Source organism: Rhodococcus sp. NPDC003348 (genome assembly GCF_053589375.1).
On record NZ_JBSFRT010000040.1, the window covers coordinates 36913 to 61464 of the forward strand.

A 24552-nucleotide genomic window follows, 5' to 3' on the forward strand; every position below is an offset into this window, starting at 1 on the left:
CGTTCCGGGGATCAGTCCTGCTCGATCTTCGCCCGGTTGGCGCCGTCGCTGCGCAGGTAGCGAGGGGAGCGGTCGCGCTGGGTGTAGGCCATCACTCCGACGATCAGTGCGACACCGAGGGTGACGCCGCCGATGATGCCGGCCCAGCCTGCGAACCCGCGGGTGCTCGGGTCCTGGTAGCGGACCTCGGCCCGGAGCGTGTTGACCTCTCCGGGGGACAGCTTCCAGGTGACGATCGAGTCGCCGTCGCGGTTGCCGTTGGTGGTGGCCACCCGGGCCGGGAACGCGACGCTGATCTGGACGTCGCTGCTGTCGGGCACGGCCTTGAGGTCGGCCTTGCCGTCGAGGACCACGACGTCGCCTGCGCGCTGGAAGTTCAGCTGCACGGACGGACCGGCCTGACCGGACATCGATCCGAGCTGCTGCACCTCACCGAAGGTCAGGTCGCTGAAGAACACCTGGGAGCCGACGTAGCCGTCCTGCTTGTACTCCTGCACCCGTACCTTCCCGACGAGTGAGTCCGGCGGCGTCAGTTCCGGGCCCGTGTCCGTCTCGCTGGTGGGGACGGTGGCCGCGACGATCTGACCGGACACCCGGTCGTCGGCGGACACACCCATCGACACCTGGACCCGCAGGCAGCCGCTGAGCAGGGGGACGGCCAGCAGCAGCAGGGCGGTCAGCGCGGCCAGTCGGGTACGGGGGCGTCGGACACGGGACCGTTCATCACTGGTTCGGGGCGTCAGCACCTGGCCATGGTGCCAGCCCGGCTCAGACGCGCGAGCAGCGGCACGCCGACTACGCCCATGCCGACGAGTCCGTACCCCGACGACCACCCCAAATCGGGCAGGAACACCGCGTGGGCCAGGGCGGACCCGAGCCACGTCCACAGGAACAGCGCGAGCGGGACCGCATCGGCGGCCGGGCTCGGGTCGACACCGGTACACCTGAGGTCCAGCCAGGTCAGGGTCGCCGCGATCGCGGCGGCGACCAGCAGCCAGCCCGCGTAGTTGGTCCAGGGGATCGGCTCGAGGCCGGGTGGGCTCGGGTGCGCCGAGCACCACTGCCACTGGCCGTCGGCGACCATCTGGGGATCCAGGAAGAGATCCCACCCGACGATCCCGACGGTGGCGAGTGCCGCCCGGGTCAGGGGGCGGCCCCGGTCGACCACGTGGGTGACCGCGCACCACACCGGGTAGCAGCCCGCCGTCCACGCCAAGGGCACCAGGAGTGGCACCGCGGCGAGCGACGGTCCGAGGCGGTCGGTTGCGTAGTCGTAGCACCCGAACGGGATTCCCGTGCCGGTGCCGACGACCTCCGACAGCAGCCCGAGCCCGGCGGTGACGACGAGCAGTGCTGCGGCCCACCGGAACCCGCGCGTGGACCAGGCGTGGGTCACCGCCGCCACGGCGAGCGACAGCACGACGACCACCGTCACGGTGTCCCGTGCGGAGCCGTGCACCAGGGGGTAGGCGATCTGCGCGGTGACGGCGACCACCGACGCGACCAGCGCAGGCGCGGTGCGCCACGCGTGCGCGGCAGGGGCACGCGGTGCTGGTGTGACTCGCGTCATGGCCCCGCGCGCGGCGCGTGTCATCGTCTCAGGAGCCGGCGCAGCCGCCCGAACCTGCCGTCGGACAACGCAACCCGAGCGGCACTGCGCCCGCTGGACCCGGACACCCCGCCGCCGGGGTGGGTGGACGCCCCGGTCAGGTACAGGCCGGTCGCGTCGGGTACCCGGTAGCCGGACAGTTCCGGCAGCGGACGCCACATGAACATCTGGTCCAGGGACATCTCCACGTGCATGACGTTGCCGCCGATCAGCCCCATCTCCGATTCGAGGCTCGCCGGGGTCTGTACCAGCCGGTGGCGGATGGACGCGGTGAATCCCGGTGCGAACCGTTCGATTTCGGCGACGATCCGATCGCCCTCGGTCTCTGCCAGGTCCGACCAGCTGCGGCCCCCGCTCAGCGCGTACGGATGCCACTGCGACCACAGCGTCGCCTGGTGCTCGCCGGGCGGGCACAGGCTCGGGTCGAGGCCGCTGAAGCTCATGGCGAGCACCGCAGGCGCCGGGGGCAGTTCCCCGGCGAGTGCCGCGCCGTGCGCCAGTCGCAACTGCGCACGGTCGGTGACGAGCAGCTGCAGGCCGGAGGTGGCCGTCGCGCCCTCGGGGGCACTCGGGTACTGCGGCAGCGCGTCCGTGCCGAGCCGGAGCACCATGCCGATGCCCGGCCCGACCCGGATCCGGCGCCGCCAGTCCGCGATCCGGGCGGCGTCGTGTCCGCCACGCTCGAGCAGGTCCAGGGTGGTCAGGATGTGGCAGCCCGCGACCACGACCTTCGACCGCACTTCGCGACCCGACGCGGTGCGGGTCAGCCAGCCGTCGCCGCTGCGGCGCAGCTCGACGACGCCGTCCCCGAGCCGGACGGTGCCGCCGTCGGCGGTGAGCCGCGACGCCAGCGCCGCGGTCAGGGCGCCACTGCCGCCGACCGCGCGGCCCGGCGGAATCGTGTGCATCAGGGCGGCGAACCCGACCATCGGGGCGGTGCCCGGCTCGGACATCGGCGGTCCCGACTGGGCGCCGAACCAGGCCAGGGCCGCCTTGAGGCGCTCGTCGTCGAACCAGTCGTCGAGCAGCGCGTCCCCGGACGCGAGGAACTCCCGAGACAGGGTCGTCGGCCCGTCACCGGTGTCGAGTCCCCAGAACGAGCGGACCAGACGGCCACCGGTCGGTGGGGCACCGAACGCCCGCATCACCGACGCCGTTCGCGGTCCCCACGTGCCGACGAAGCGGCGGTACGCGTCGGCGTCACGCGTTGAGCACGCCGCGGCGATCGAGCGGCAGGTTGCCTCGAGGTCGCGGTGGAAGACGATGCCCGGTCGCGGATCTCCCGGCGGTGCCGGTGCGAACGCCCACGGGTCGCAGTCCAGATAGCGCAACCCGTGTGCGCCGAGGTCGAGTTCCTCGACGATCCCCGTGTGCCGGATCATGATGTGCGCAGAGGAGCCGCGGTCCACCCGGTGTCCGGGGAACCGTTCGACGGTCGAGACGGCGCCACCGAGTTCGGTGTCGCGTTCGAGCACTTCGACGGCCCAGCCTTCGCGCGCGAGATAACATCCCGCGACGAGCGCATTGTGTCCGGAACCCACCACCACCGCGTCGATCACGACGCCAAGGCTATAAGGGTCAGAGCGGCAGCGGACGCCCCAGCACCGCGAACGGGCGGCTGTCGCCGGTGAACCGGAAGTGCCGGACCACATCGGTGAACCCGAGCCTGCGGTAGAGCCGCCACGCCCGGTTGTTCTCGTTCGGCACCTCGGGAGTGGACAGCAGCACCCTGGACTCGGGGCGGTCGGTCAGCAACAGTCGCAGCAGCGCACCGCCGGTGCCGTGCCCCTGGGCGCGGGGCGAGACGTGCAGCTCGGTGAGTTCGAAGTAGTCGCCGAGCACTGCCTCGATCTCGTCCGGATCGGCGCCGGACCGGCGCATGCCGTCCCGAACCTGCTGCTGCCACCACTGGTGGGGTGCGCCGCGGTAGCCGTACGCGATGCCGACCATCGCGTCGGCGCCGGAGGAATCGGGAGCGAACGCGGCGACACCGCGCCACCCGGGCCGGGCGGTGTGCTCGGTCCACATCGGGGCGCGATGGATCTCGGTGCCCTTCGGGTAGCTCATCGCCTCGACGTAGATGGCGAGAGCTTCGGGCAGGCGGCCGCGCAGGTCGGCGGCGGACAGTTCGACCAGGCGGGGGACGGGGGTGGTGTCGACCGGACTCACCCTCTCTCTTGACTCCGTGTCGGTGGGGGCGGTTATATTGAATAGGTCGAACGAATGTTCGATACCGGCAATCCGGTGGAGCGTGAGGGAAGCGCGCTTCGCCGGATTGCACGGCAGGCGGGTGCGGGGGTGGATCCGGGGGGCGACGCGGGTCCGGGTGCTGTTCGGATTCCGCGGGCAATGCAGGGGAGGTGTTCGGCAGATGGCAATTCGGGTGACTCTGCTCGACCGGGCGGACGCACTGCTGGCGGAGGCGGCCGGGGCGCGTGATCCGGCGGACCGGTTCCGGGCGGCGTACCTGGCGGCGTTGCGCGGTGCGGGCGCGGCGCTCGCCGGTCGCACGCCGCGCTCGCGGTCCCGGAGTGCGTGGGTGCTGTTGAGTCGGGTCGAGCCGGACCTGTCCGGGTGGGCGGAGTTCTTCGCGTCGCACTCCGACACGCGGGCCGCGATCGAGGCCGGCATCTCCCGCACGATCACCGCAGCCGAGGCGGATCGCTTCCACGGAGAAGTGTCCAGGTTCCTGACCGTGGTCGAAGAGCGCCTCGAGGTCGTGGGCGGCCGGGGCCTTCGGGGTGAGGGCGGTCTCGTCCGCGCGTCGGCATAGGGTCGGGCGGGCCTGCCCACCAGGGCATCTGTGTGTCCGAGGGAAAATCTCGGGCAACTCGTTGTCGGAGTAGGTGGTACGGGGTGACGTGTACTCGTATCATTGACGACAGGTAGCCGCGAACGTCGGCAACCGGTCGATTCGACCCAACGATTCGGCCGCCAACTTGATGTGCCGGGGGAGGTAACCGTGCCACTCTCCGAGCACGAGCAGCGGATGCTCGATCAGATCGAGAGCGCTCTCTACGCCGAAGACCCTAAGTTCGCGTCCTCTGTGAGGGGAGGCCGTATGCGTGCGGCCTCGAGCAAGCGTCGGATGCAGGCGGGGGCCCTCTTCGTCCTCGGACTCGTTCTCCTGGTTGCGGGGATTCCCCTCGCAGCCAAGGCGGGCGTATTTCTGATCATCAGTCTGCTCGGCTTCCTTGTGATGTTCGGTGCCGGAGTTCTGTTCCTCAGGTGGGGATCAGGTCCGGGTGTGAAGGCGGGATCGGGCGAGAAGTCCGGGCCCGCGTCGTCGGCCAGTAAGCCTTCGGGCGGCCGTAAGAGCGGCGGCGGATTCTCGTCCCGCATGGAAGACCGATTCAAGAAGCGGTTCGAGCAGGAGTAGCGAACTCCGGCTTCGACTCGCAGCGAAAAGGCGCGACACGGTGTGTCGCGCCTTTGTCGTGTCTGCACGTCGTGAGTGCGTGGTGGGCGTGCCCTCGGGCCGTCCCCGCCGCGCCCCACCGGTGCCCCCCACCGCGCCCCACTGCGAGCCCCACTTCGGTCCGCGTAATTGATCCTCGCGGCCCGAAGTGGTCGATGAGCTGGGACATTCGGCGGGCCGTGTGGCCACGCTCTCGGTGAGATCAACGTCGTGGTAGACGACACACGAAAATCCCCCCACCTTCCGCCACTGCTTTGACCTGCAATGACGGTCCGAAAGTCGTGAAGGTTGCGGCATGTTCGCCTTGTGTGTGGGGGAAAGTGGGGTAACGTGGTGCGCACTGGTTCACCGGGGTGAACCACAGGGTGAGGCCGTTCGTTTCTCGGAACGACTGGGGAGGTGTCGAGATGTTTCTCGGTACCTACACGCCGAAGCTCGACGACAAGGGGCGACTGACGTTGCCCGCGAAGTATCGCGATGCACTGGCGGGAGGGTTGATGGTCACGAAAGGGCAGGACCACAGCCTCGCGGTGTATCCGCGCGAAGAGTTCACCGCCCTCGCCCGACGGGCCGCAGCGGCCTCACGGAGCAACCCGGAAGCCCGGGCCTTCGTCCGCGCGCTCGCGGCGGGAGCCGACGAACAGCACCCCGACTCCCAGGGGCGCATCACCCTGTCCGCCGACCACCGGCGCTACGCCGGCCTGACGAAGGAATGTGTGGTCGTCGGATCGGTCGACTTCCTCGAGATCTGGGATGCCCAGTCGTGGCACACCTATTCCGAGGAGAACGAGGAAACCTACTCCCAAGCCAGATCCGAATCCCTCAGCGACATCCTGTAGCCGCCATTCGTCATCGGCGGATGCCGCGCGGCCTCTGCCCGATACCGACCCTGACGCACTTCCCCAGCGCCAGGTTCGGTGGATCGGACAGAGACCTCGCGGCACCCGCCCCCACCTCGACACCCGGTCGGGACCGACCGCAGCCACGACCGACGACGCAGAAGACCGAACAGGACCGCAAGGGAGAACTCGTGGACGACGAAGCGAACCCGCCCGCGGAGGATTCCGGCCGGGTCCCCGAGTTCGGTCACGTCCCCGTGATGCTCACTCGCGCAGTGGAACTCCTCGGGCCCGCGATCACCCGCGAATCCGAGGACGGGTCGGGTGCGGTGATGATTGACGCCACCCTCGGCCTCGGTGGACACTCCGAGCACTTCCTGCAGGCGTACCCGGGACTGCGCCTGATCGGTCTCGACCGCGATCCCGCCGCACTGGAGATCGCGGGAGGCAGGCTCGAGCGGTTCGGTGATCGAGTCACCCTGGTGCACACCAGGTATGACGGCATCGCCGATGCCCTCGAGATCGCGGGGTACGACCAGGTCGAGTCGGTACACGCCATCCTGTTCGACCTCGGGGTGTCCTCGATGCAACTCGACGAGGCCGACCGCGGTTTCGCGTACTCCGTCGACGCCCCGCTGGACATGCGGATGGACCCGACCCGGGGCCAGACTGCCGCCGACATCCTCAACACCTACAGTCACGGCGAGCTCGCCCGGGTCCTCAGTACCTACGGCGAGGAACGCTTCGCCGGGAAAATCGCGTCGGAAGTGTTGCGACGCAGGAAGATCGAGCCGTTCACCACCAGCTCGCAGTTGGTCGAGGTGATCTACGCGTCCATTCCGGCAGCGACCCGGCGCACCGGCGGGCATCCCGCCAAGCGCACCTTCCAGGCACTGCGGGTGGAGGTCAACGGCGAACTCGACTCGCTGCGCGCGGCGATCCCCGCGGCGCTCGACTCGCTCGCGGTCGGTGGCCGCGTGGTGTTCATGTCCTACCAGTCCCTGGAAGACCGACTGGTCAAGCAGGAGCTGACCCCGCGCACCAAGTCCCGGAGCCCGGAGGGCCTGCCGGTCGAGTTGCCGGGTATGGGACCGGAGTTCGAGATGCGCACGCGCGGTGCCGAGCGCGCGAGCGAGCAGGAGATCGAGGAGAACCCGCGGGCGGCACCGGTGCGATTGCGCTGTGCCGAACGAATTTCGAGGAGGGCGACGGCATGACAGTTCCCGTGCGATCGGCTGCCGTGCGCGAGCGTGGCACGACGACTTCGGTCCGCCCCCGCACCAGTGGACGGGCACCGGCGACCACCGGCGACCGCTCCACCGCGCGGCCCCAGGCCGGTTCCCGGTCGACCGCGGCCCAGCGCGCATACGCCAAGCGCAACCAGCGGGCCGCGATCACGGCCCCCGTCTCCCGTACCAAGCGGGGCGCCTTCACCGCTCGAATCCCGTTCGTGGCGACCATCATCGGTCTCCTCTCGGTGGGGCTGGCGATCACGCTGCTGCTCACCACCCGGGCCGCCGAGGACTCATACAAGCTGAGCGCGGCAAAGGCGCACAACCAGGAACTCGTGGAGAAGAAGGCCGCGTTGGAGCGCGACTTCCTTGCCGCGAACTCGGCGCCGGAGCTCGCCCGCAAGGCGGCCGCACAGGGCATGATCCCGGCCAGGGACGTGGCCCGGCTCGTCGTCGCCGACAACGGCGCGGTCACCGTGGTCGGTGATCCCAAGCCGGCACAGGGCGCGCCGGTCGTGCCGCCGCCGGCACCGGCCGCGCCTGCCGGTGGGGCCACCCTCAACGCCGGCACCGCCCGCGGGACCGGACTGGCCGCCGCGAATCTTCCCGCGGTCGGCTCCCGGGCGGCCACCCCCGCACCGGTGTCCCCGGCGCCGGCGGCTCCGGTCCCCGCGCCCGCCGCGCAGGCCGTCATCGCCGCACCGGCGCCGGCCGTCACGCCGCAGGCAGGCAATCCGCAGCAACCCGCAGCGCAGGATGGACAATTGGTCCCCATGGCGCGAGGAGAACAGGCAGGTAACCAGGGCGGTCCGCAGTGAGTGGAGGCCGCCCCTCCCAACCCCGTCGCACAGCTCCGCGCGGCGGGGTTCGCCGTTCCGGCAACATCCGGACGCGGCGCGCCGATCTCGGCGAGTCGACGAGCTTCCGGTTCCGGCACCGCACCGGCCGGTTCGTCATGTTCGCCGCCCTCGGCATTGCGGTACTCCAGTTGCTGTGGATCCAGGGCGTCCAGGCGCCGCGCCTGTCCGCGGAGGCCGCGGACCAGCGCTCGACCACCCTCGTCGACCCGGCCACCCGCGGGTCCATCACCGACCGCAACGGCAAGCCGATCGCGTTCACGATGGAGGCGAAGGCGCTGACGTTCCAGCCGCCGAAGGTCCGCAAGGAGATCGAGGAGGCCGCGCGGAAGAAGGGCGAGGAGCCCAAGGTGGACGACCGGCTCGAGGCCATCGCGAAGGGCATCCACGACAAGCTCGGCGATGCGGCGCCGCAGAAGGACGTGCTCGCCAAGCTCAAGAGCAACCTGACCTTCGAGTACCTGGCCCGCGGCGTGGACCCCGACGTGGCGGCGAAGATCGTCGACGAGTTCCCTGAGGTCGGGCTCGAGCGGCAGGACATCCGCGAGTACCCGGGCGGCGCGCTCGCCGCGAACCTCGTCGGCGCCACCGGCTGGAACGGGCACGGCCTGCTCGGCCTCGAGGACTCGATGGACTCCACCCTCGCCGGCACCGACGGCTCCCAGACCTACGACCGCGGCTCCGACGGCGCCGTCATCCCAGGCAGCTGGCGGGACAAGCAGCCTGCCGTCAACGGCTCCGGGGTGGAACTGACCATCGACGCGGACCTGCAGTACTTCGTGCAGCAGCAGGTGCAGCAGGCCAAGGACCTTTCCGGAGCGAAGAACGCGTCCGCGGTGGTCCTCGACTCGCACACCGGTGAGGTCCTGGCGATGTCGAACGACAACACCTTCGACCCGTCCATCGGCGTCGGCAACAACGTGAAACGGGAGATGGGCAACCTGGCCGTCAGCACCCCGTTCGAACCCGGCTCGGTGAACAAGATCGTCACCGCCGCCGCGGCGATCGAAGCCGGACTGACCACTCCCGACGAGGTGCTGCAGGTGCCCGGGTCGATCCAGATGGCCGGGGTGTCCGTCAAGGACGCGTGGGACCACGGAGTGGTCCCGTACACCTCGACCGGCGTGTTCGGGAAGTCGTCGAACGTCGGCACCCTGATGCTGGCGCAGCGGGTGGGGGAGGACCGGTTCGCGGACATGCTCGGCAAGTTCGGGCTCGGTCAGCGCACCGAGGTCGGGCTGCCGGGTGAGAGCGCCGGCGACGTGCCCAGCCGGGACCAGTGGTCGGGCGGAACCTTCGCGAACCTGCCGATCGGCCAGGGCCTGTCGATGACGCTGCTGCAGATGGCCGGGATGTACCAGGCCATCGCCAACGACGGGATGCGGATCCCGCCCCGGATCGTGCGGGCCACGGTGGACGCCGACGGGAACCGCACCGCGACCGAGCACCCGGAGGGCGTGCAGGTGGTCAGCGAGCAGACCGCCGTCACCGTCCGCGACATGTTCCGATCGGTCACCCAGCGGGACCCGATGGGCTACCAGCAGGGCACCGGGGCCGCCGCCTCGGTCGAGGGATACCAGGTCAGTGGAAAGACGGGTACCGCGCAGCAGGTCGACCCCGGCTGCAAGTGCTACTCGAACTCGAACTACTGGATCACCTTCGCCGGCATCGCGCCCGCCGACAAGCCCCGCTTCGTGATCGGGATCATGCTCGACGCTCCGGTTCGCAGCGCGGACGGGTCCGGCGGGCAGTCCGCGGCGCCGCTGTTCCACAACATCGCCGCGTGGATCCTGCAACGAGACAAGATCCCGCTGTCCGCGGACCCGGGCCGGCAGCTGGTGCTCCAGGCCGACTGACCGAGCTCGCCGGTACTCACCCCACCGGGATGCGAATCTCCGTTTCCAGATCAACGCCGGTAACGTGACACGTCGGTCCGTCGACCGACATCGCGACCGGACCACCCCGCCACCCGAACCCTCGAGAGGAATCACCTGCCCGTGCAAGGGACCAACGAGAGCGCCGAGGCGGGTCCGCCGAGTGTGACCCCGGAGGCGGGTCCGCCGAGTGTGACCCCGGAGGCGGGTCCGCCGGCTGTGACCCCCGGACCGCGACCGACGCACCCTCCGTCCACGGCCGTGGCCGGTCTGGCAGAGCTCGTGGGCGCCGAACTGCGGTGGATCGGCGGCGGTGCCGGCCGGGCTCACGGCGGCGGTGCCGCGCAGGACCACGGTGACTCGGCGGACGTCACGGTCACGGGAATCGACCTGCGGGCGCAGGGCGTGCAGCCGGGAGACCTGTTCGCCGCGCTGCCGGGCGCACGCGCCCACGGCGCCGACTTCGCGGCCACCGCCCTCGACCGGGGTGCGGTCGCGGTCCTCACCGATCCCGCCGGCCTGGAGCGGATCGCCCCGCCCGCGGCGCCGCTGCCGGTGCTGGTGCATCCCGATCCGCGTGCGGTGCTCGGGATCGTCTCCGCCGCCGTGTACGGCAACCCGTCGCAGCGGCTGCGGATCGTCGGCATCACGGGCACGTCGGGCAAGACCACGACCTCGTACCTCGTCGAAGCCGGACTGACCGCCGCCGGCCGTCATCCCGGACTGGTCGGCACCATCGAGACCCGCATCGACGGACGTCGCGTCCCGAGTGCGCTGACGACGCCGGAGGCGCCGCAGCTGCATGCGCTGTTCGCGGCGATGCTCGAACGCGGCATCGACACCGTGGTGATGGAGGTGTCCAGCCACGCGCTCGCACTCGGCCGGGTCGCAGGCACCGAGTTCGCGGTCGGCGCGTTCACCAACCTGTCGCAGGACCACCTCGACTTTCACAGTGACCTCGACGACTACTTCGCCGCGAAGGCGCGGCTGTTCGACCCGGCGTCGACGGTGCATGCCGCCCGCGCGGTCGTCTGCGTCGACGACGAGTGGGGCGCGAAGATGGCGACCGTCGCCGGCCCGGACACCGTCACCGTGAGCACCACCGGCGCGGGAGCGTGGACGGCGTCCGGGGTCACCACCAGCGCCGACGGCACCCAGAGCTTCGCGGTCGTCACTCCCGACGGGCAGAACCTGACCGCCACGCTGCGCCTGCCGGGCCGGTACAACGTCGCCAACGCGCTGCTCGCGCTCGCCGTCCTGCACGAGTGCGGCGTCGCGCCGGCCGACGCGATCCTCGGGCTCGCCGAGGTCGACGTGCCCGGACGGGTGCAGCGCATCGACCGCGGCCAGCAGTTCCTCGCGGTCGTCGACTACGCCCACAAGCCGGCGGCACTCGAGGCCGTCATCGCCACACTGCGCGGCCAGAGCAGCGGCCGCCTCGCCGTCGTCGTCGGTGCCGGCGGAGACCGTGACCAGGGCAAACGCCCACTGATGGGTGAGGCCGGGGCGCGTGGAGCCGACCTGCTGGTGATCACCGACGACAACCCGCGCAGCGAGGACCCGGCCACCATCCGGGCCGCGCTGCTCGAGGGCGCGCGGGGGGTACCCGAGGACCGGCGCGGCGAGATACGTGAGATCGGCGACCGCGCCGAGGCGATCGCCGCGGCCGTCGAGTGGGCGGGCCCCGGTGACATCGTGCTCGTCGCGGGCAAGGGACACGAGATCGGACAGGAGATTGGTGGGGTGAAGTACCCATTCGACGACCGCGAGGTCGTCGCGGAAGCCATCGACCGGGTGAGCGGAGCGGCTCGATGATCGAAATGTCCCTGGCCCGGATCGCCGAGATCGTCGGCGGCACCCTGCACGACGTCGCGGACCCGGACGCCACCGTCACCGGCAGCGTCGAGTTCGACTCGCGCAAGGTGACCGCCGGGGGACTGTTCCTGGCGCTGCCCGGCGCCCGCGTCGACGGTCACGACCACGCCGCCGCGGCGATCGAGGCCGGCGCGGTCGCGGTGCTCGCGGCCCGCCCGGTCGGGGTGCCCGCGATCGTCGTCGCCCCGCTCGGCCCGTCGGACAGCAACGCCATGGCCCTCGAACACGACACCGACGGGTCGGGCGCCGCGGTGCTCGCGGCACTCGGCCGGCTCGCACACGCGGTGACCACGGAGCTTTCGGGTCTGACCGTGGTCGGCGTGACCGGCTCGTCCGGCAAGACGTCCACGAAGGACCTCCTCGCCGCGGTGCTCGCCCCGCTGGGGTCGGTCGTTGCGCCGCCCGGATCGTTCAACAACGAACTCGGTCACCCGTGGACCGCGCTGCGCGTCGACGCCGGCACCGACTATCTGGTGCTCGAACTCTCGGCCCGGGGGATCGGGCACATCGCGCAGCTGGCCGCGACGGTGCCGCCCCGGATCGGTGTCGTCCTCAACGTCGGGACCGCGCACCTCGGCGAGTTCGGCTCGCAGCAGGCGATCGCGACCGCGAAGGGTGAGCTGGTCGAGGCGCTGCCGTCCGCCGAGGACGGTGGTGTCGCGGTCCTCAACGCCGACGACCTGCTGGTCGCCGCGATGGCGCAGCGCACCCGCGCCCGCGTCGTCACGGTCGGGCAGTCCGCGTCGGCCGACGTGCGCGCGGTCGACGTTCACCTCGACGACCAGGCGCGCGCCGAATTCACTCTCGTCGCCACCCAGGGCAGCGCCCGGATCACCCTCGGCGTGCACGGCGAACACCAGATCGGCAACGCGCTCGCCGCCGCCGCCGTCGCCTTCGAATGCGGCGCGAGCATCGAGCAGGTCGCGACTGCGCTCGGCGCCGCCCGCGCGGTGTCGGCGAAGCGGATGGACGTGCGTACCCGCGACGACGGTGTCACCGTCGTCAACGACTCCTACAACGCCAACCCCGACTCGATGCGGGCCGCGCTCAAGGCGCTGGTCACCATGAGCCGCGCCGGCGCGCAGCCGCGACGCACCTGGGCGGTGCTCGGCGAGATGGCCGAACTCGGCCCGAACACCGTCGTCGAGCACGACGCCATCGGCCGACTGGTGGTCCGCCTGGACGTGACCCGGCTGATCGTCGTCGGCGAGGGCAGGCCGCTGCGAGGCATGCATCAGGGCGCGGTGATGGAAGGGTCCTGGGGCGAGGAGTCGATCCTCGTGCCCGACCAGGACGCGGCGCTCGAGATTCTGCGACGTGAGGTGCGGCCCGGCGACATCGTGCTGGTCAAGGCATCGCAGTCGGTGGGCCTGTGGACGGTGGCCGACGCGCTTCTGACGGACCCGCCTGTGGACGACCCCGAGACGAACGAGGAGCACGACCGGTGAGACAGATCCTCTTCGCGGGTGGCATCGCGCTCGCGGTGTCCATCCTGCTGACCCCGGTGCTGATCAAGATGTTCTCCCGTCAGGGTTTCGGACAGGAGATCCGGGTCGAGGGCCCGGCCAGCCACCAGGCCAAACGCGGCACCCCCACGATGGGTGGCGTCGCGATCATCATCGGCCTCTGGGCCGGCTACTGGGGATCGCACCTGATCGGCATCGGCTACGACGCCGACGGCCCGCGCGCCTCCGCGCTGCTGGTCCTCGGACTGACCACGATCCTCGGTGCGGTCGGCTTCCTCGACGACTTCATCAAGATCCGCAAGCAGCGCAACCTGGGCCTGAACAAGACCGCGAAGCTGGTCGGCCAGCTGATCGCCGCGGTCCTGTTCGGTGTCCTCGCACTGCAGTTCCGTGGAGCGTCCGGGTTGACGCCGGGCAGTACGCACCTGTCGTACGTCCGGGACATCACCACCGTGACCATGGGGTCGGTGGTGTTCATCCTGTTCGTGTACCTGCTGGTCAGTGCCTGGTCCAACGCGGTGAACCTGACCGACGGCCTGGACGGACTGGCCGCGGGATCGATGACGATGGTGCTCGGCGCCTACACCGTCATCACGTTCTGGCAGTACCGCAACGCGTGCGAGACGAACCCGGCCAAGGGCTGCTACGACGTGCGCGACCCGCTCGACCTGGCGCTGATCTGCGCCGCCGCGGCAGGCGCCTGCATCGGCTTCCTGTGGTGGAACGCGGCGCCCGCGAAGATCTTCATGGGCGACACCGGTTCGCTGGCCCTCGGTGGCCTGCTCGCCGGCCTGTCCATCGTCACCCGTACCGAACTGCTGATGGTCGTCGTCGGCGCACTGTTCGTCGCCGAGGCGGCGTCCGTGGTGGTGCAGGTCGCGGTGTTCCGGTCCAGCCGGCGCCGGGTGTTCCGAATGGCGCCGTTCCACCACCACTTCGAACTCGGTGGCTGGGCCGAAACGACCGTGATCATCAGATTCTGGCTGTTGGCGGCGATCGCGTCCGCGGTGGGCCTGGCGCTGTTCTACAGCGAGTACCTCGCGGTGGTCGGGGACTGACGGTGACCGCGACGACACGGCCATCCCTGCCCGAGGCTTCGCCCGAGGGCGCGCCATCCCTGCCCGAGGCTTCGCCCGAGGGCGCGCCTTCCCTGCCCGAGGAGCTGGCGCGGCTGCGCGGGGCTCGAGTGCTGGTCACCGGCGCGGGCATCTCCGGTCGGGCGTTGATCGCCCCGCTTCGTGACCTCGGGGCGGAGGTCACCCTCACCGACGGCAATGCCGAGGCGCTCGCGACTGCCGCGGCCGAGCACGGCGTTGCGACCGCGACGCCCGACGAGGCGGCCGCCGCCGTCGTCGACTTCGCCCACGTGATCACCAGCCCGGGCTGGCGACCGGACTCCCCGGTGCTCTCGGCCGCAGCCGGTGCGGGCATCGCGATCTGGGGTGATGTCGAGTTCGCGTGGCGGGTCGACCGCGCGGAGCTGTACGGTCCGGCCCGACAGTGGCTGGTGGTGACCGGCACCAACGGCAAGACGACCACGACGTCGATGCTCGAGTCGATCCTGCGGGCGGCCGCCGTCCCGACCGTGGCCTGCGGAAACATCGGCCTGCCCGTCACCGATGCGTTGCGCGCACCCGACGGCTACCGGGCGCTGGCCGTCGAGCTCTCGAGCTTCCAACTGTTCTGGGCGCCGTCCGTACACCCGACCGCGGGTGCCGTGCTCAACATCGCCGAGGACCACCTCGACTGGCACGGCGGCATGCAGGGCTATGTCGACGCGAAGGCGCAGGCACTGACCGGTGGGGTCGCGGTGCTCGGTCTCGACGACCCGGTCGCCGCGTCGCTGTCCGATCGGAGCCGGGCCGAGCGCACGGTCGGCTTCCGGCTCGGTGTCCCCGGCCCCGGAGAACTCGGCATCGACGGAGACCGGCTGGTGGACCGCGCCTTCGCGGCCGAGCCCACGGGCGAGACCCTCGCATCCGTCGAGGACGTCACCCCGGCCGGACCCGCCGGGCTGATGGACGCCCTCGCCGCCGCCGCCCTCGCGCGCGCCGTCGACGTGCCCGCGACCGCGGTGCGGGACGGGCTGCGGAACTACCAGGTCGGGCCGCACCGCGCGGCCCCGGTCGCCGAGGTCGCGGGCGTCACCTACATCGACGACTCGAAGGCCACCAACCCGCACGCGGCCCGAACCTCGCTGCTCGCGCACCCGCGGGTGGTGTGGATCGCCGGCGGACTGCTCAAGGGCGCGCATGTCGACGACCTGGTCGCCGAGGTCGCCGACCGGCTCGTCGCGGCGGTGCTGTTCGGTCGCGACGCCGGTGAGATCGCGGACGCACTGGCCCGACACGCGCCGCAGGTCCCCGTCCGGCGCATCGAAGAGGGGCACGATGAGCGGGTGACCTCGACCGACGCGCCCGAAGCGGTGATGGCGCGCGCGGTACAGGTCGCCGCCGAGGTCGCGGCACCCGGCGACGCCGTGCTGCTGGCGCCTGCCGCCGCCTCGCTCGACATGTTCACCGACTACGGCCACCGCGGACGAAGCTTCGCGGACGCCGTGCACGCGCTGCCGGGCGACCAGGACCATGTCGACGGCTGAGCGGCGCAGCCCCGCACCCGGTGACAAGGGCCGCACTCCTGCGGCCGGCGACAAGGGCCGCCGCCCCGCAGCCGGCGCCAAGGGGCGTCCGGCTGCCCGCAAGGCCTCCGGCGGTACCGATCCACGCCGGTCCGCACTGTCGCTGAGCGGCGTCCGCGCCCGGTTCGGTGCCTGGCTGTCGCGGCCCCTCGCGTCGTTCCACCTGATCGTCACGATCGCCACGCTGCTCACCGTCCTCGGCCTGGTGATGGTGCTCTCGGCGTCGAGCGTGGAGGCGTACGCGGACACCGGGTCGGCATACAGCATGTTCACCACCCAGGTGATCTACGCCCTGCTCGGCGCCGTGCTGTTCTACCTCGCCCTGCGCATCCCGGTGCACGTCCTGCGCAAGCTCGCCCTGCCCGCCTTCGTGGTGTCACTGATCATGCTGTTCCTGGTCCTGATCCCGGGCATCGGCACGATGTCGGGCGGTGCGCGCCGCTGGTTCACGCTCGGGACGTTGTCTTTCCAGCCGTCCGAGCTGGCGAAGGTCGCGCTCGTGATCTGGGGCGCGCACGTGCTGGCCACCCGGCGCCCCGGCGCACCCGTCAAGGAACTGCTCATCCCACTGGTCCCGGGTGCGCTGCTGGCGTCGCTGCTGGTCATCCTGCAGCCGAACTACTCGACGACCGTCACGTTCGTGATCGTGGTCGGCGCCCTCCTGTGGTTCGCCGGGTTGCCTGCGAAGTTGTTCGGGGGCGCGGTGATCGGCGTCGGGGTCGGTGCGTTGGCCCTGGCCTTCTCGGCCGATTACCGGGCCGCCCGCATCTTCGGCTTCCTGAATCCCGGCGACGATCCGCAGGGCGCGAACTACCAGAGCCGCCAGGCGAAGTTCTCGCTGGCCGACGGCGGCCTGTTCGGTCGGGGCCTCGGCCAGTCGCGGGCCAAGTGGAACTACCTGCCGAACGCCCACAACGACTTCATCTTCGCGATCATCGGCGAGGAACTCGGCTTCATCGGCTGTGTGGCGGTCCTCGGACTGTTCGCGCTGTTCGTCTACGCGGGCCTGCGGATCGCGATGCGCTCGGTGGACCCGTTCCTGCGGCTGCTCACCGCGACCGCGACCACCTGGATCCTCGCGCAGGCGATGATCAACATCGGGTACGTGATCGGGTTGCTGCCGGTCACCGGACAGCAGTTGCCGCTGGTGTCGGCCGGTGGCACCTCCACGGCGATCACGCTGCTGATGTTCGGCATCATCGCCAACGCCGCCCGGCACGAACCGGAGGCCGTCGCTGCGCTGCACGCCGGTCAGGACGGCCGATTCGGTCGGCTGCTGCGGTTGCCGAAGCCCGAGCAGTACTCGCCGGGCAAGGCCGCCGCCGCGCGTCGCGAGGCGGCGGACAAGGCCGACCGCAAGCGGGCCGCGCAACGGGAGGCGCAGCGCCGCGCCGCGCAGCAGCGGGAGCGGCGCCGCCGGGAGGACCAGCATCGTCGCGACGAGCAGCGCCGCCGCGAGGAGCAGCGTCGCCGGGAGCAGCAGGGTCGCCGGGCTCCACAGGGACAGGGGCCGGACCCGCGCCGTCGGCAGGCACTAGCATCGGACCCGCGGCGGGACCGGTCGTCCGGACGTCGCGAAGACCGTGACCGTGGCTTTGGTGAACGAGGGTTTCGTAGGTGAGTGTGAGCGGTAGATCGTCCGGACTGTCCGTCGTCGTCGCGGGGGGTGGTACCGCCGGACACATCGAGCCGGCACTGGCGATGGCCGACGCGTTGCGGCGACTCGACCCGTCGGTGACGGTGACCGCTCTCGGCACCGAACGCGGACTCGAGACCACGCTGGTCCCCGATCGCGGATACCCGCTGGAACTGATCCCGCCGGTGCCGCTGCCGCGCAAACCCACGATGGACCTGCTGCGGTTGCCGGGCCGGGTGCGCGCCTCGGTGCGTCGCACCCGCGAGGTGCTCGACGCGGTGCAGGCCGACGTGATCGTCGGGTTCGGCGGGTACGTCGCGCTGCCTGCGTATCTCGCCGCGGGCAAGGGGATCACCCGCAGGCGTCGCGCCGTCCCGGTCGTCGTGCACGAGGCCAATGCCAGTGCGGGCATCGCGAACAAGATCGGCGCCCGGGTCGCGACGCGCGTCCTCGCGGCGGTGCCGGGGTCGGGAGTGGCCGCCCGCGGCCGGAGCGACGCCGAGATCGTCGGCATCCCGGTGCGCTCGTCGATCACCGGCCTCGACCGTGCCGGTCTGCGGGCGCAGGCGCGGGAGCACTTCGGGTTGCCCGCCGAGGGGCCCGTTCTCCTGGTGACCGGCGGATCGCAGGGGGCCCGCTCGCTGAACGAGGCGGTTTCCGGCGCCGCCGAGGCGCTCGCCGCGGCGGGGATCTCGGTGCTGCACGCCCACGGACCGAAGAACACCCTCGAGGTCACCCAGCACAACCCTGCGGCGCCGTACGTCGCGGTGCCGTACCTGACGCGGATGGACCTGGCGCTCGCGGCCGCCGACGCCACGGTGTGCCGGTCCGGCGCGATGACCGTCGCGGAGATCTCCGCCGTCGGACTGCCCGCGGTGTACGTGCCGCTGCCGCACGGCAACGGGGAACAGGAACTCAACGCCGAGCCGGTCGTCGCGGCCGGCGGCGGTCTGCTGGTCGCGGACGCCGACCTGACTCCGGCGTTCGTCGCCGACACGGTGGTGCCGTTGCTGCGCGACGGGGATCGGCTCGCAGCGATGGGGGCCGCGGCGGCGGGGGCCGGGCACCGCGACGCGGCGGACACGGTGGCGCGGGTCGTTCTCGAGGTGGCGAAGGGTGGACAGCTGTGAGCACGAACTCCGGCGGTACGAAGGCAACGGGGTTGCCCGCGCATCTCGAGCGCGTGCACATGGTCGGCATCGGTGGTGCCGGGATGTCCGGCATCGCCCGCATCCTGCTGGCTCGCGGCGGCCAGGTGTCCGGGTCGGACGCCAAGGAGAGCCGGACCGTGCTGTCGTTGCGGGCGCGGGGCGCACAGGTGCGCATCGGGCACGACGCCAGCGCACTCGACCTGCTGCCCGGCGGCCCGACCGCGGTCGTCTCCACGCATGCCGCGATCCCGAAGGACAACCCGGAACTCGTCGCCGCCGCCGAACGCGGCATCCCGGTGATCCTGCGGCCCGCGGTGCTGGCCTCGTTGATGGAGGGGCACCGGACGCTGCTGGTGGCGGGCACGCACGGCAAGACGTCGACGACGTCGATGCTCGTGGTCGCGCTGCAGCACTGCGGTGTCGATCCGTCGTTCGCGGTCGGCGGGGAACTGAACGAGGCCGGAACCAACGCCCACCACGGGTCCGGCGACGTTTTCGTCGCGGAGGCCGACGAGAGTGACGGGTCGCTGCTGCAGTACGGCCCGAACGTGGTCATCGTGACCAACGTCGAGGCCGACCATCTCGACTTCTTCGGCAGCGCCGAGGCGTACGTCCAGGTGTTCGACGACTTCACCGACCGGATCGTGCCGGGCGGCGTGCTGGTCGTGTGCCTCGACGACCCCGGGTCGGCGGCCCTGGCCGAGCGGGTCGTCGCGCGAGGTCTGCCGATCCGCGTGCTCGGCTACGGCAGCGGTGACGCGGCGGGCCCCGGTGGTCCGGAGAGCGCCGTCCCGCTCGAGGCGCAGCTGCTGTCCTGGGAACCGCGCGACGTCGGCGGGGTGGCGCACGTCCAGCTCGCCGGTGAGGCCGCGCCTCGGGCACTGCGGCTGTCCGTCCCCGGCCGGCACATGGCACTGAATGCACTGGGTGCGCTGCTCGCGGCCCGTGAGGCCGGCGCCGACATCGACGAGATCGTCGACGGGATCAGCGGATTCGGTGGGGTGCATCGCCGCTTCCAGCACACCGGCCGGGAGAACGGCGTCCGGGTGTTCGACGACTACGCCCACCACCCGACCGAGGTCCGCGCGGTGCTCGAGGCGGCGCGGGAACTGGTGCGCACCTCCGGCGGACGGGTACTGGTGGTGTTCCAGCCGCACCTGTACTCGCGGACCGCGGCGTTCGCGACCGAGTTCGGTGGCGCACTCGACCTCGCCGACGAGGTGGTAGTGCTCGACGTGTACGGGGCGAGGGAGAAGCCGCTGCCCGGTGTCAGTGGCGCGCTGGTTGCGCAGGCGGTCACGCGGCCCGTGCACTACCAGCCGGACCTGTCGATGGCGCCGCGTCAGATCGCCGGACTGGCCCGTCCCGGTGACGTGGTCATCACGATGGGCGCCGGTGACGTGACGATGCTGGGCAAGGAGATTCTCGGTGCCCTCGCCGCGGCTCCGGCCGGGTCGCGGTCGCGCCCGGACGCGACGGGACGGGCCGGGGAGTCGGTGTGAACCGGCCGCGGGGAATGCGGGCGACGAAAGCCGAGGGAGCCCGTCGCCCGGAACCCGCCCGTTCGAAGGCCCGCCCGACCCGCATCCGTGCCGGGTCCGCGTCGCCCGCGGTTCGCCGGAAGCGCAAGCCGATCTATCTCGCCGCGGCTGCGGTGGTGGTGGCGGTCGCGCTCGGTCTGGTGCTCTGGCTGACGCCGTTGCTGTCGGCGCGCACGATCTCGGTCGTCGGGAACGTCGGTGTGCCCAGCGAGGAGGTTCTCGCCGCGCTGGCGATACCGGTCGGCCAGCCCCTGCTGCGGGTCGACACGGGTGCGGCGGCGCAGCGCGTCGCGTCGATCGCGAAGGTCGACCACGCCCGCGTCGAGCGGCAGTACCCGTCGACGATCCGCGTCACGGTGGTCGAACGGGTGCCCGCGGTGTTCTACGACATGCCGGAGGGCACTCACCTGATGGACGCGTCCGGCGTCGCGTATGCGATCGAACCGGCGCCACCGGGGGTTCCCCGCCTGAAGGTGGCGTCGCCGGGTAGGGACGATCCGGCGACGGTGGACGCGCTGACCGCGCTGAACGCGCTGCCCCCGCAACTGCGGCCGCAGGTGACGGAGGTGTCGGCGGGGTCGCTGTCCGACATCCACCTGACGCTCGCCGACGGTCGGGAGCTGGTGTGGGGGAGTGCGGACTCGTCGGACCGCAAGGCGGCGATCGCCGTGCCGTTGCTCGGTCAGCCGGGGAAGGTGTACGACGTGTCGAGCCCTGACCTGCCGACCATCCGGTGACGATCCCCGCGGCACACGGTCCGTCGACAAATCGGCGTGTCCGTCGGCGCGCCTGCTGGGCATGTACGGCACCCGCCCGTAGCGTTTCGGCTCAGTCATCCACTTGACATAACTGTAAGTCTATGGTTGAGGTTGAGGGTTTACTCGATCCACCTGGTGGTGAAGGGCACCTGCACCACCAGTAACCTCAGCGCCACAAGTAACGTCAGCATCGCCGGTAACACCCAGCGCGAACACACATACACGGAAGGCGAGAGCCCATGACGCCCCCGCACAACTACCTCGCCGTTATCAAGGTCGTCGGTATCGGCGGCGGCGGTGTGAATGCGGTCAACCGCATGATCGAGCAGGGACTCAAGGGAGTCGAGTTCATCGCGGTCAACACCGACGCCCAGGCCCTGCTGATGTCCGACGCCGACGTCAAGCTCGACGTCGGACGTGAACTGACCCGCGGACTCGGTGCCGGAGCGGATCCGGAGGTCGGCCGCAAGGCCGCCGAGGACCACAAGGACGAGATCGAAGAGGTGCTCAAGGGTGCCGACATGGTCTTCGTCACCGCAGGCGAGGGTGGTGGCACCGGAACCGGTGGCGCGCCGGTCGTCGCCTCGATCGCGCGCAAGCTCGGCGCGCTGACGGTCGGCGTGGTCACCCGCCCGTTCTCGTTCGAGGGCAAGCGTCGCGGCAGCCAGGCCGACAACGGCATCCAGGCTCTGCGAGAGTCCTGCGACACCCTGATCGTCATCCCGAACGACCGGTTGCTCCAGCTCGGCGATGCCGCGGTGTCCCTGATGGACGCGTTCCGGTCCGCCGACGAGGTGCTGCTCAACGGTGTCCAGGGCATCACCGACCTGATCACCACACCCGGCCTGATCAACGTCGACTTCGCGGACGTCAAGGGCGTCATGTCCGGTGCGGGCAGCGCGCTCATGGGCATCGGTTCGGCCCGCGGTGACGGGCGTGCGATCCAGGCCGCCGAGGCCGCCATCAACTCGCCGCTGCTGGAGGCGTCGATGGAGGGTGCGCGCGGCGTGCTGCTGTCCATCGCAGGAGGCTCGGATCTCGGCCTGTTCGAGATCAACGAGGCCGCCTCGCTGGTGCAGGAGGCCGCGCACATCGACGCCAACATCATCTTCGGCACGGTCATCGACGACTCGCTCGGTGACGAGGTCCGGGTCACGGTGATCGCGGCCGGGTTCGACGGCGGTGCGCCGGTGCGGCGTGCCGAGGCGCCGCCGCAGCAGCAGCAGGCTGCCGGTCGCGGCACCATCGGCGTCGCCCGCGCCGGGGAGATCGGCCGTTCGCCGGTCGCGGAGGAGGCGGCGCCCGTGTCGCACACCCCGCAGCACAGCGCGGAGGTGCGGGAGCCGCGCCGCGAGCCCGCCCCCGCGGCGCTGCCGCCGATCCCGGTCGGTACCCAGGCGCGCGCGGTGCCGGTCCAGGACGAGGACGGCGACGACGACGTCGACGTTCCCGACTTCATGCGCCGGTGACGGCTGTTTCCGTGGCACCTGCGGTTCGGGTTCGTCGAGTCGTCACGTCCCGCGCCGGCGGTGTCTCTGCGGCGCCGTACGACTCGTTCAACCTCGGTGACCACGTCGGTGACGATCCGGCGGCGGTCGACGCCAATCGGCGTCGGCTCGCCGCCGGCATCGGGCTGCCGTTCGAGCGGCTGGTGTGGATGGAGCAGATCCACAGCCGGAACGTGACCGTGGTGACCGGTCCCGTCGACGCGCCGGTCGAGGCGACCGACGCGCTGGTCACCACCGAACGGAACCTGGCGCTGGTCGTGCTGACCGCGGACTGTGTGCCGTTGCTGCTCTCCGACGACGAGGCCGGGGTCATCGCCGCGGTGCACGCCGGTCGGGTCGGCGCCAGGATCGGCATCGTGCCGCGGGTACTCGACGCGATGATCGCGCAGGGCGCCGAGATCTCCCGCATCGGCGTGTTCCTCGGACCGGCGGCGAGCGGGCGGCAATACGAGGTGCCCGCGGCGATGCAGGCCGATGTCGAGGCCCATCTGCCCGGCAGCGCCACCACCACCGAACGCGGCACACCCGGCCTGGACCTGCGCGCAGGTCTGCGTCGCCAGTTGCTCGAGGCCGGTGTCGGCGGCGTCGCCGAGGATCCGCGGTGCACAATCGAGGACCGGATGTTGTTCAGCTACCGCCGGTCCGGAGTCACCGGACGCATCGGCGGGGCGATCTGGATGGAGCCGATCGACGGTGACTGAGGGCGACACCGGGCAGCCGGATCGCGCCGCGCAGATCGCGACCGCGCTGGCCGCGGTGCGGAACCGGTTGACGCTGGCCTGCACTGCAGCCGGGCGTGCGCCGGGCGAGGTGCAGTTGTTGCCGGTGACGAAGTTCTTCCCGGCGTCGGACGCCCGGATCCTGTACGACCTGGGGTGCCGCGAGTTCGGCGAGTCCCGGGAGCAGGAGGCGTCCGCGAAGGTGGCCGAGCTGGCCGAGCTGAGTGACGCCAAGTGGCACATGATCGGCAGCCTGCAACGCAACAAGGCTCGCGCCGTCGCGCGGTGGGCGGACACGGTCCACTCGGTCGACAGCGAGCGGCTGGTTGACGCGCTCGCGTCGGCGGCGGTCGCGGCGCAGGGCGCGGGGGAGCGGAGCGGACCGCTGCGGGTGCTGCTGCAGGTGAGCCTGGACGGCGACCCGAAACGCGGCGGCGTTCCGCTGACGGAACTGGCGGCGCTGGCCGAACGGGCCGCCGCCGCAGAGGGTCTCGTGTTCGGCGGATTGATGGCGGTCCCGCCGCTGGGCGCCGCCCCCGACGAATCTTTCGCTACACTCGCGGCCGCCCACCAGGACGTGTTGCGTGACCATCCGGACGCGCGCATGTTGTCGGCGGGGATGACCGCAGACCTCGAGAGTGCGGTTCGACACGGATCAACGTGCGTGCGTGTCGGAACCGCTCTGTTGGGTTCGAGGCCGATAGCCTCGAAATGAACTGATCGGCGTCCCGACCGATTATCCGCCGCGCCAAGGAAGGTCGATCGATGAGCACTCTGCACAAGTTCAAGGCTTACTTCGGCATGGTTCCGCTCGAGGACTACGAGGACGACTACCTCGACGAGCCTCGTCGGGCCCCGCGAAGCCGATACGAGGACGGCGTCGACGGCGGATACGACGACCCCGGTTACGGCGGACGCGACGACATCGACGACCGGCAGCCCGCTCCCCGGCGGATGGAGCCGCTGCCCCCGCGTTCCTCGCGGCCGAGTCCGTCCGTGGGCTCCGCGCCCCGTCCCACGTCGACGCACGGATCGCTGGCGGTCAACACGCAGCCGCGGATCGAGAGCCGGCGCGCCCCCGTCTTCGACGAGGGTGGGCCGCTGTCGAAGATCACCACGCTGCGCCCCCGGGACTACGGGGAGGCGCGCATCATCGGTGAGCGGTTCCGCGACGGCACCCCGGTCATCATGGATCTGGTCGAGATGAGCAACGCGGACGCCAAGCGACTGGTCGACTTTGCCGCCGGCCTGGCGTTTGCGCTGCGTGGCTCGTTCGACAAGGTGGCCACGAAGGTGTTTCTGCTCTCACCGGCGGACATCGACGTCTCCGCCGAGGAGCGCCGCCGGATCGCGGAGAACGGCTTCTACAATCAGAAATGACCAGGTACTGCCGGGTCTCGGCAGTAGCAATGTGAGGGGTGCGACCGGGTG

Annotated in this window: 22 protein-coding genes; 18 read left to right on the forward strand and 4 right to left on the reverse strand. The window is 71.1% G+C overall.

Annotated elements, in window-relative coordinates; translation table 11 throughout:
- Positions 1-11 precede the first annotated feature (11 nt).
- Genes ACWDU4_RS22295 through ACWDU4_RS22310 form a run of 4 tightly spaced genes read right to left on the reverse strand, consistent with a single transcriptional unit; the run spans position 12 to position 3778 of the window.
- Positions 12-746, reverse strand: coding sequence for a DUF3153 domain-containing protein (locus tag ACWDU4_RS22295; protein WP_450116108.1), 735 nt, complete (start codon positions 744-746; stop codon positions 12-14).
- The gene (locus tag ACWDU4_RS22300) at positions 740-1570 is read right to left on the reverse strand and encodes a carotenoid biosynthesis protein (RefSeq protein ID WP_450116109.1); all 831 of its coding nucleotides are present in this window, start codon (positions 1568-1570) and stop codon (positions 740-742) included. The genes ACWDU4_RS22295 and ACWDU4_RS22300 overlap by 7 nt, the downstream gene beginning before the upstream one ends.
- A gap of 20 nt (positions 1571-1590) precedes the next feature.
- A complete protein-coding gene (locus ACWDU4_RS22305) occupies positions 1591-3168 on the reverse strand; it encodes a phytoene desaturase family protein (RefSeq protein WP_450116110.1) in 1578 nt (525 codons plus the stop codon).
- A 19-nt stretch (positions 3169-3187) separates the two neighbouring features.
- Positions 3188-3778, reverse strand: a complete 591-nt coding sequence (locus tag ACWDU4_RS22310; RefSeq protein WP_450116111.1) for a GNAT family N-acetyltransferase — start codon at positions 3776-3778, stop codon at positions 3188-3190.
- A 202-nt stretch (positions 3779-3980) separates the two neighbouring features.
- Here ACWDU4_RS22310 and ACWDU4_RS22315 point away from each other — a divergent pair, with 202 nt between their 5' ends.
- The 18 genes from ACWDU4_RS22315 (at position 3981) to ACWDU4_RS22400 (ending at position 24501) form a co-directional block, all read left to right on the forward strand.
- A complete protein-coding gene (locus tag ACWDU4_RS22315; RefSeq protein WP_450116112.1) occupies positions 3981-4382 on the forward strand; it encodes an SAV_6107 family HEPN domain-containing protein in 402 nt (133 codons plus the stop codon).
- A gap of 189 nt (positions 4383-4571) precedes the next feature.
- Positions 4572-4988 (forward strand): DUF3040 domain-containing protein, encoded by a 417-nt coding sequence (locus tag ACWDU4_RS22320; RefSeq protein ID WP_450116113.1) that lies wholly within the window; start codon positions 4572-4574, stop codon positions 4986-4988.
- A 446-nt stretch (positions 4989-5434) separates the two neighbouring features.
- Positions 5435-5866 carry a division/cell wall cluster transcriptional repressor MraZ gene (mraZ, locus tag ACWDU4_RS22325; protein ID WP_450116114.1) on the forward strand — a complete coding sequence of 144 codons (432 nt, stop codon included), beginning with the start codon at positions 5435-5437 and terminating at the stop codon, positions 5864-5866.
- Between the two features lie 260 nt (positions 5867-6126).
- On the forward strand, positions 6127-7083 hold the full coding sequence (gene rsmH, locus ACWDU4_RS22330) for a 16S rRNA (cytosine(1402)-N(4))-methyltransferase RsmH (RefSeq protein ID WP_450116126.1): 957 nt from the start codon (positions 6127-6129) through the stop codon (positions 7081-7083).
- Positions 7080-7916 carry a hypothetical protein gene (locus ACWDU4_RS22335; RefSeq protein ID WP_450116115.1) on the forward strand — a complete coding sequence of 279 codons (837 nt, stop codon included), beginning with the start codon at positions 7080-7082 and terminating at the stop codon, positions 7914-7916. Before rsmH ends, ACWDU4_RS22335 begins: the two co-directional genes overlap by 4 nt.
- Before the next feature lie 65 nt (positions 7917-7981).
- On the forward strand, positions 7982-9811 hold the full coding sequence (locus ACWDU4_RS22340) for a peptidoglycan D,D-transpeptidase FtsI family protein (RefSeq protein ID WP_450116127.1): 1830 nt from the start codon (positions 7982-7984) through the stop codon (positions 9809-9811).
- Positions 9812-9994: 183 nt separating this feature from the next.
- Positions 9995-11644 carry a UDP-N-acetylmuramoyl-L-alanyl-D-glutamate--2,6-diaminopimelate ligase gene (locus ACWDU4_RS22345; protein ID WP_450116128.1) on the forward strand — a complete coding sequence of 550 codons (1650 nt, stop codon included), beginning with the start codon at positions 9995-9997 and terminating at the stop codon, positions 11642-11644.
- Positions 11641-13152: a UDP-N-acetylmuramoyl-tripeptide--D-alanyl-D-alanine ligase gene (locus ACWDU4_RS22350; RefSeq protein WP_450116116.1), complete on the forward strand. Its 1512-nt coding sequence runs from the start codon at positions 11641-11643 to the stop codon at positions 13150-13152. Before ACWDU4_RS22345 ends, ACWDU4_RS22350 begins: the two co-directional genes overlap by 4 nt.
- The gene (mraY, locus tag ACWDU4_RS22355) at positions 13149-14228 is read left to right on the forward strand and encodes a phospho-N-acetylmuramoyl-pentapeptide-transferase (RefSeq protein WP_450116117.1); all 1080 of its coding nucleotides are present in this window, start codon (positions 13149-13151) and stop codon (positions 14226-14228) included. Before ACWDU4_RS22350 ends, mraY begins: the two co-directional genes overlap by 4 nt.
- 92 nt (positions 14229-14320) lie before the next feature.
- Complete coding sequence (gene murD, locus ACWDU4_RS22360) at positions 14321-15769, forward strand: UDP-N-acetylmuramoyl-L-alanine--D-glutamate ligase (protein WP_450116129.1); 1449 nt, start codon at positions 14321-14323, stop codon at positions 15767-15769.
- Entirely contained in the window at positions 15756-17429 is a 1674-nt protein-coding gene (ftsW, locus tag ACWDU4_RS22365; RefSeq protein ID WP_450116118.1) for a putative lipid II flippase FtsW, read from the forward strand. Before murD ends, ftsW begins: the two co-directional genes overlap by 14 nt.
- Positions 17430-17431: 2 nt before the next feature.
- A complete protein-coding gene (murG, locus tag ACWDU4_RS22370) occupies positions 17432-18574 on the forward strand; it encodes an undecaprenyldiphospho-muramoylpentapeptide beta-N-acetylglucosaminyltransferase (protein WP_450116119.1) in 1143 nt (380 codons plus the stop codon).
- A gap of 59 nt (positions 18575-18633) precedes the next feature.
- A complete protein-coding gene (murC, locus tag ACWDU4_RS22375; protein WP_450116130.1) occupies positions 18634-20097 on the forward strand; it encodes a UDP-N-acetylmuramate--L-alanine ligase in 1464 nt (487 codons plus the stop codon).
- On the forward strand, positions 20094-20873 hold the full coding sequence (locus ACWDU4_RS22380; protein WP_450116120.1) for a cell division protein FtsQ/DivIB: 780 nt from the start codon (positions 20094-20096) through the stop codon (positions 20871-20873). The genes murC and ACWDU4_RS22380 overlap by 4 nt, the downstream gene beginning before the upstream one ends.
- A 260-nt stretch (positions 20874-21133) precedes the next feature.
- A complete protein-coding gene (gene ftsZ / locus ACWDU4_RS22385) occupies positions 21134-22363 on the forward strand; it encodes a cell division protein FtsZ (protein WP_450116121.1) in 1230 nt (409 codons plus the stop codon).
- Entirely contained in the window at positions 22360-23103 is a 744-nt protein-coding gene (pgeF, locus tag ACWDU4_RS22390; RefSeq protein WP_450116122.1) for a peptidoglycan editing factor PgeF, read from the forward strand. Before ftsZ ends, pgeF begins: the two co-directional genes overlap by 4 nt.
- Positions 23096-23836 carry a YggS family pyridoxal phosphate-dependent enzyme gene (locus tag ACWDU4_RS22395; protein ID WP_450116123.1) on the forward strand — a complete coding sequence of 247 codons (741 nt, stop codon included), beginning with the start codon at positions 23096-23098 and terminating at the stop codon, positions 23834-23836. The genes pgeF and ACWDU4_RS22395 overlap by 8 nt, the downstream gene beginning before the upstream one ends.
- 50 nt (positions 23837-23886) lie before the next feature.
- Positions 23887-24501, forward strand: a complete 615-nt coding sequence (locus ACWDU4_RS22400; RefSeq protein ID WP_450116124.1) for a cell division protein SepF — start codon at positions 23887-23889, stop codon at positions 24499-24501.
- Positions 24502-24552: the final 51 nt, after the last annotated feature.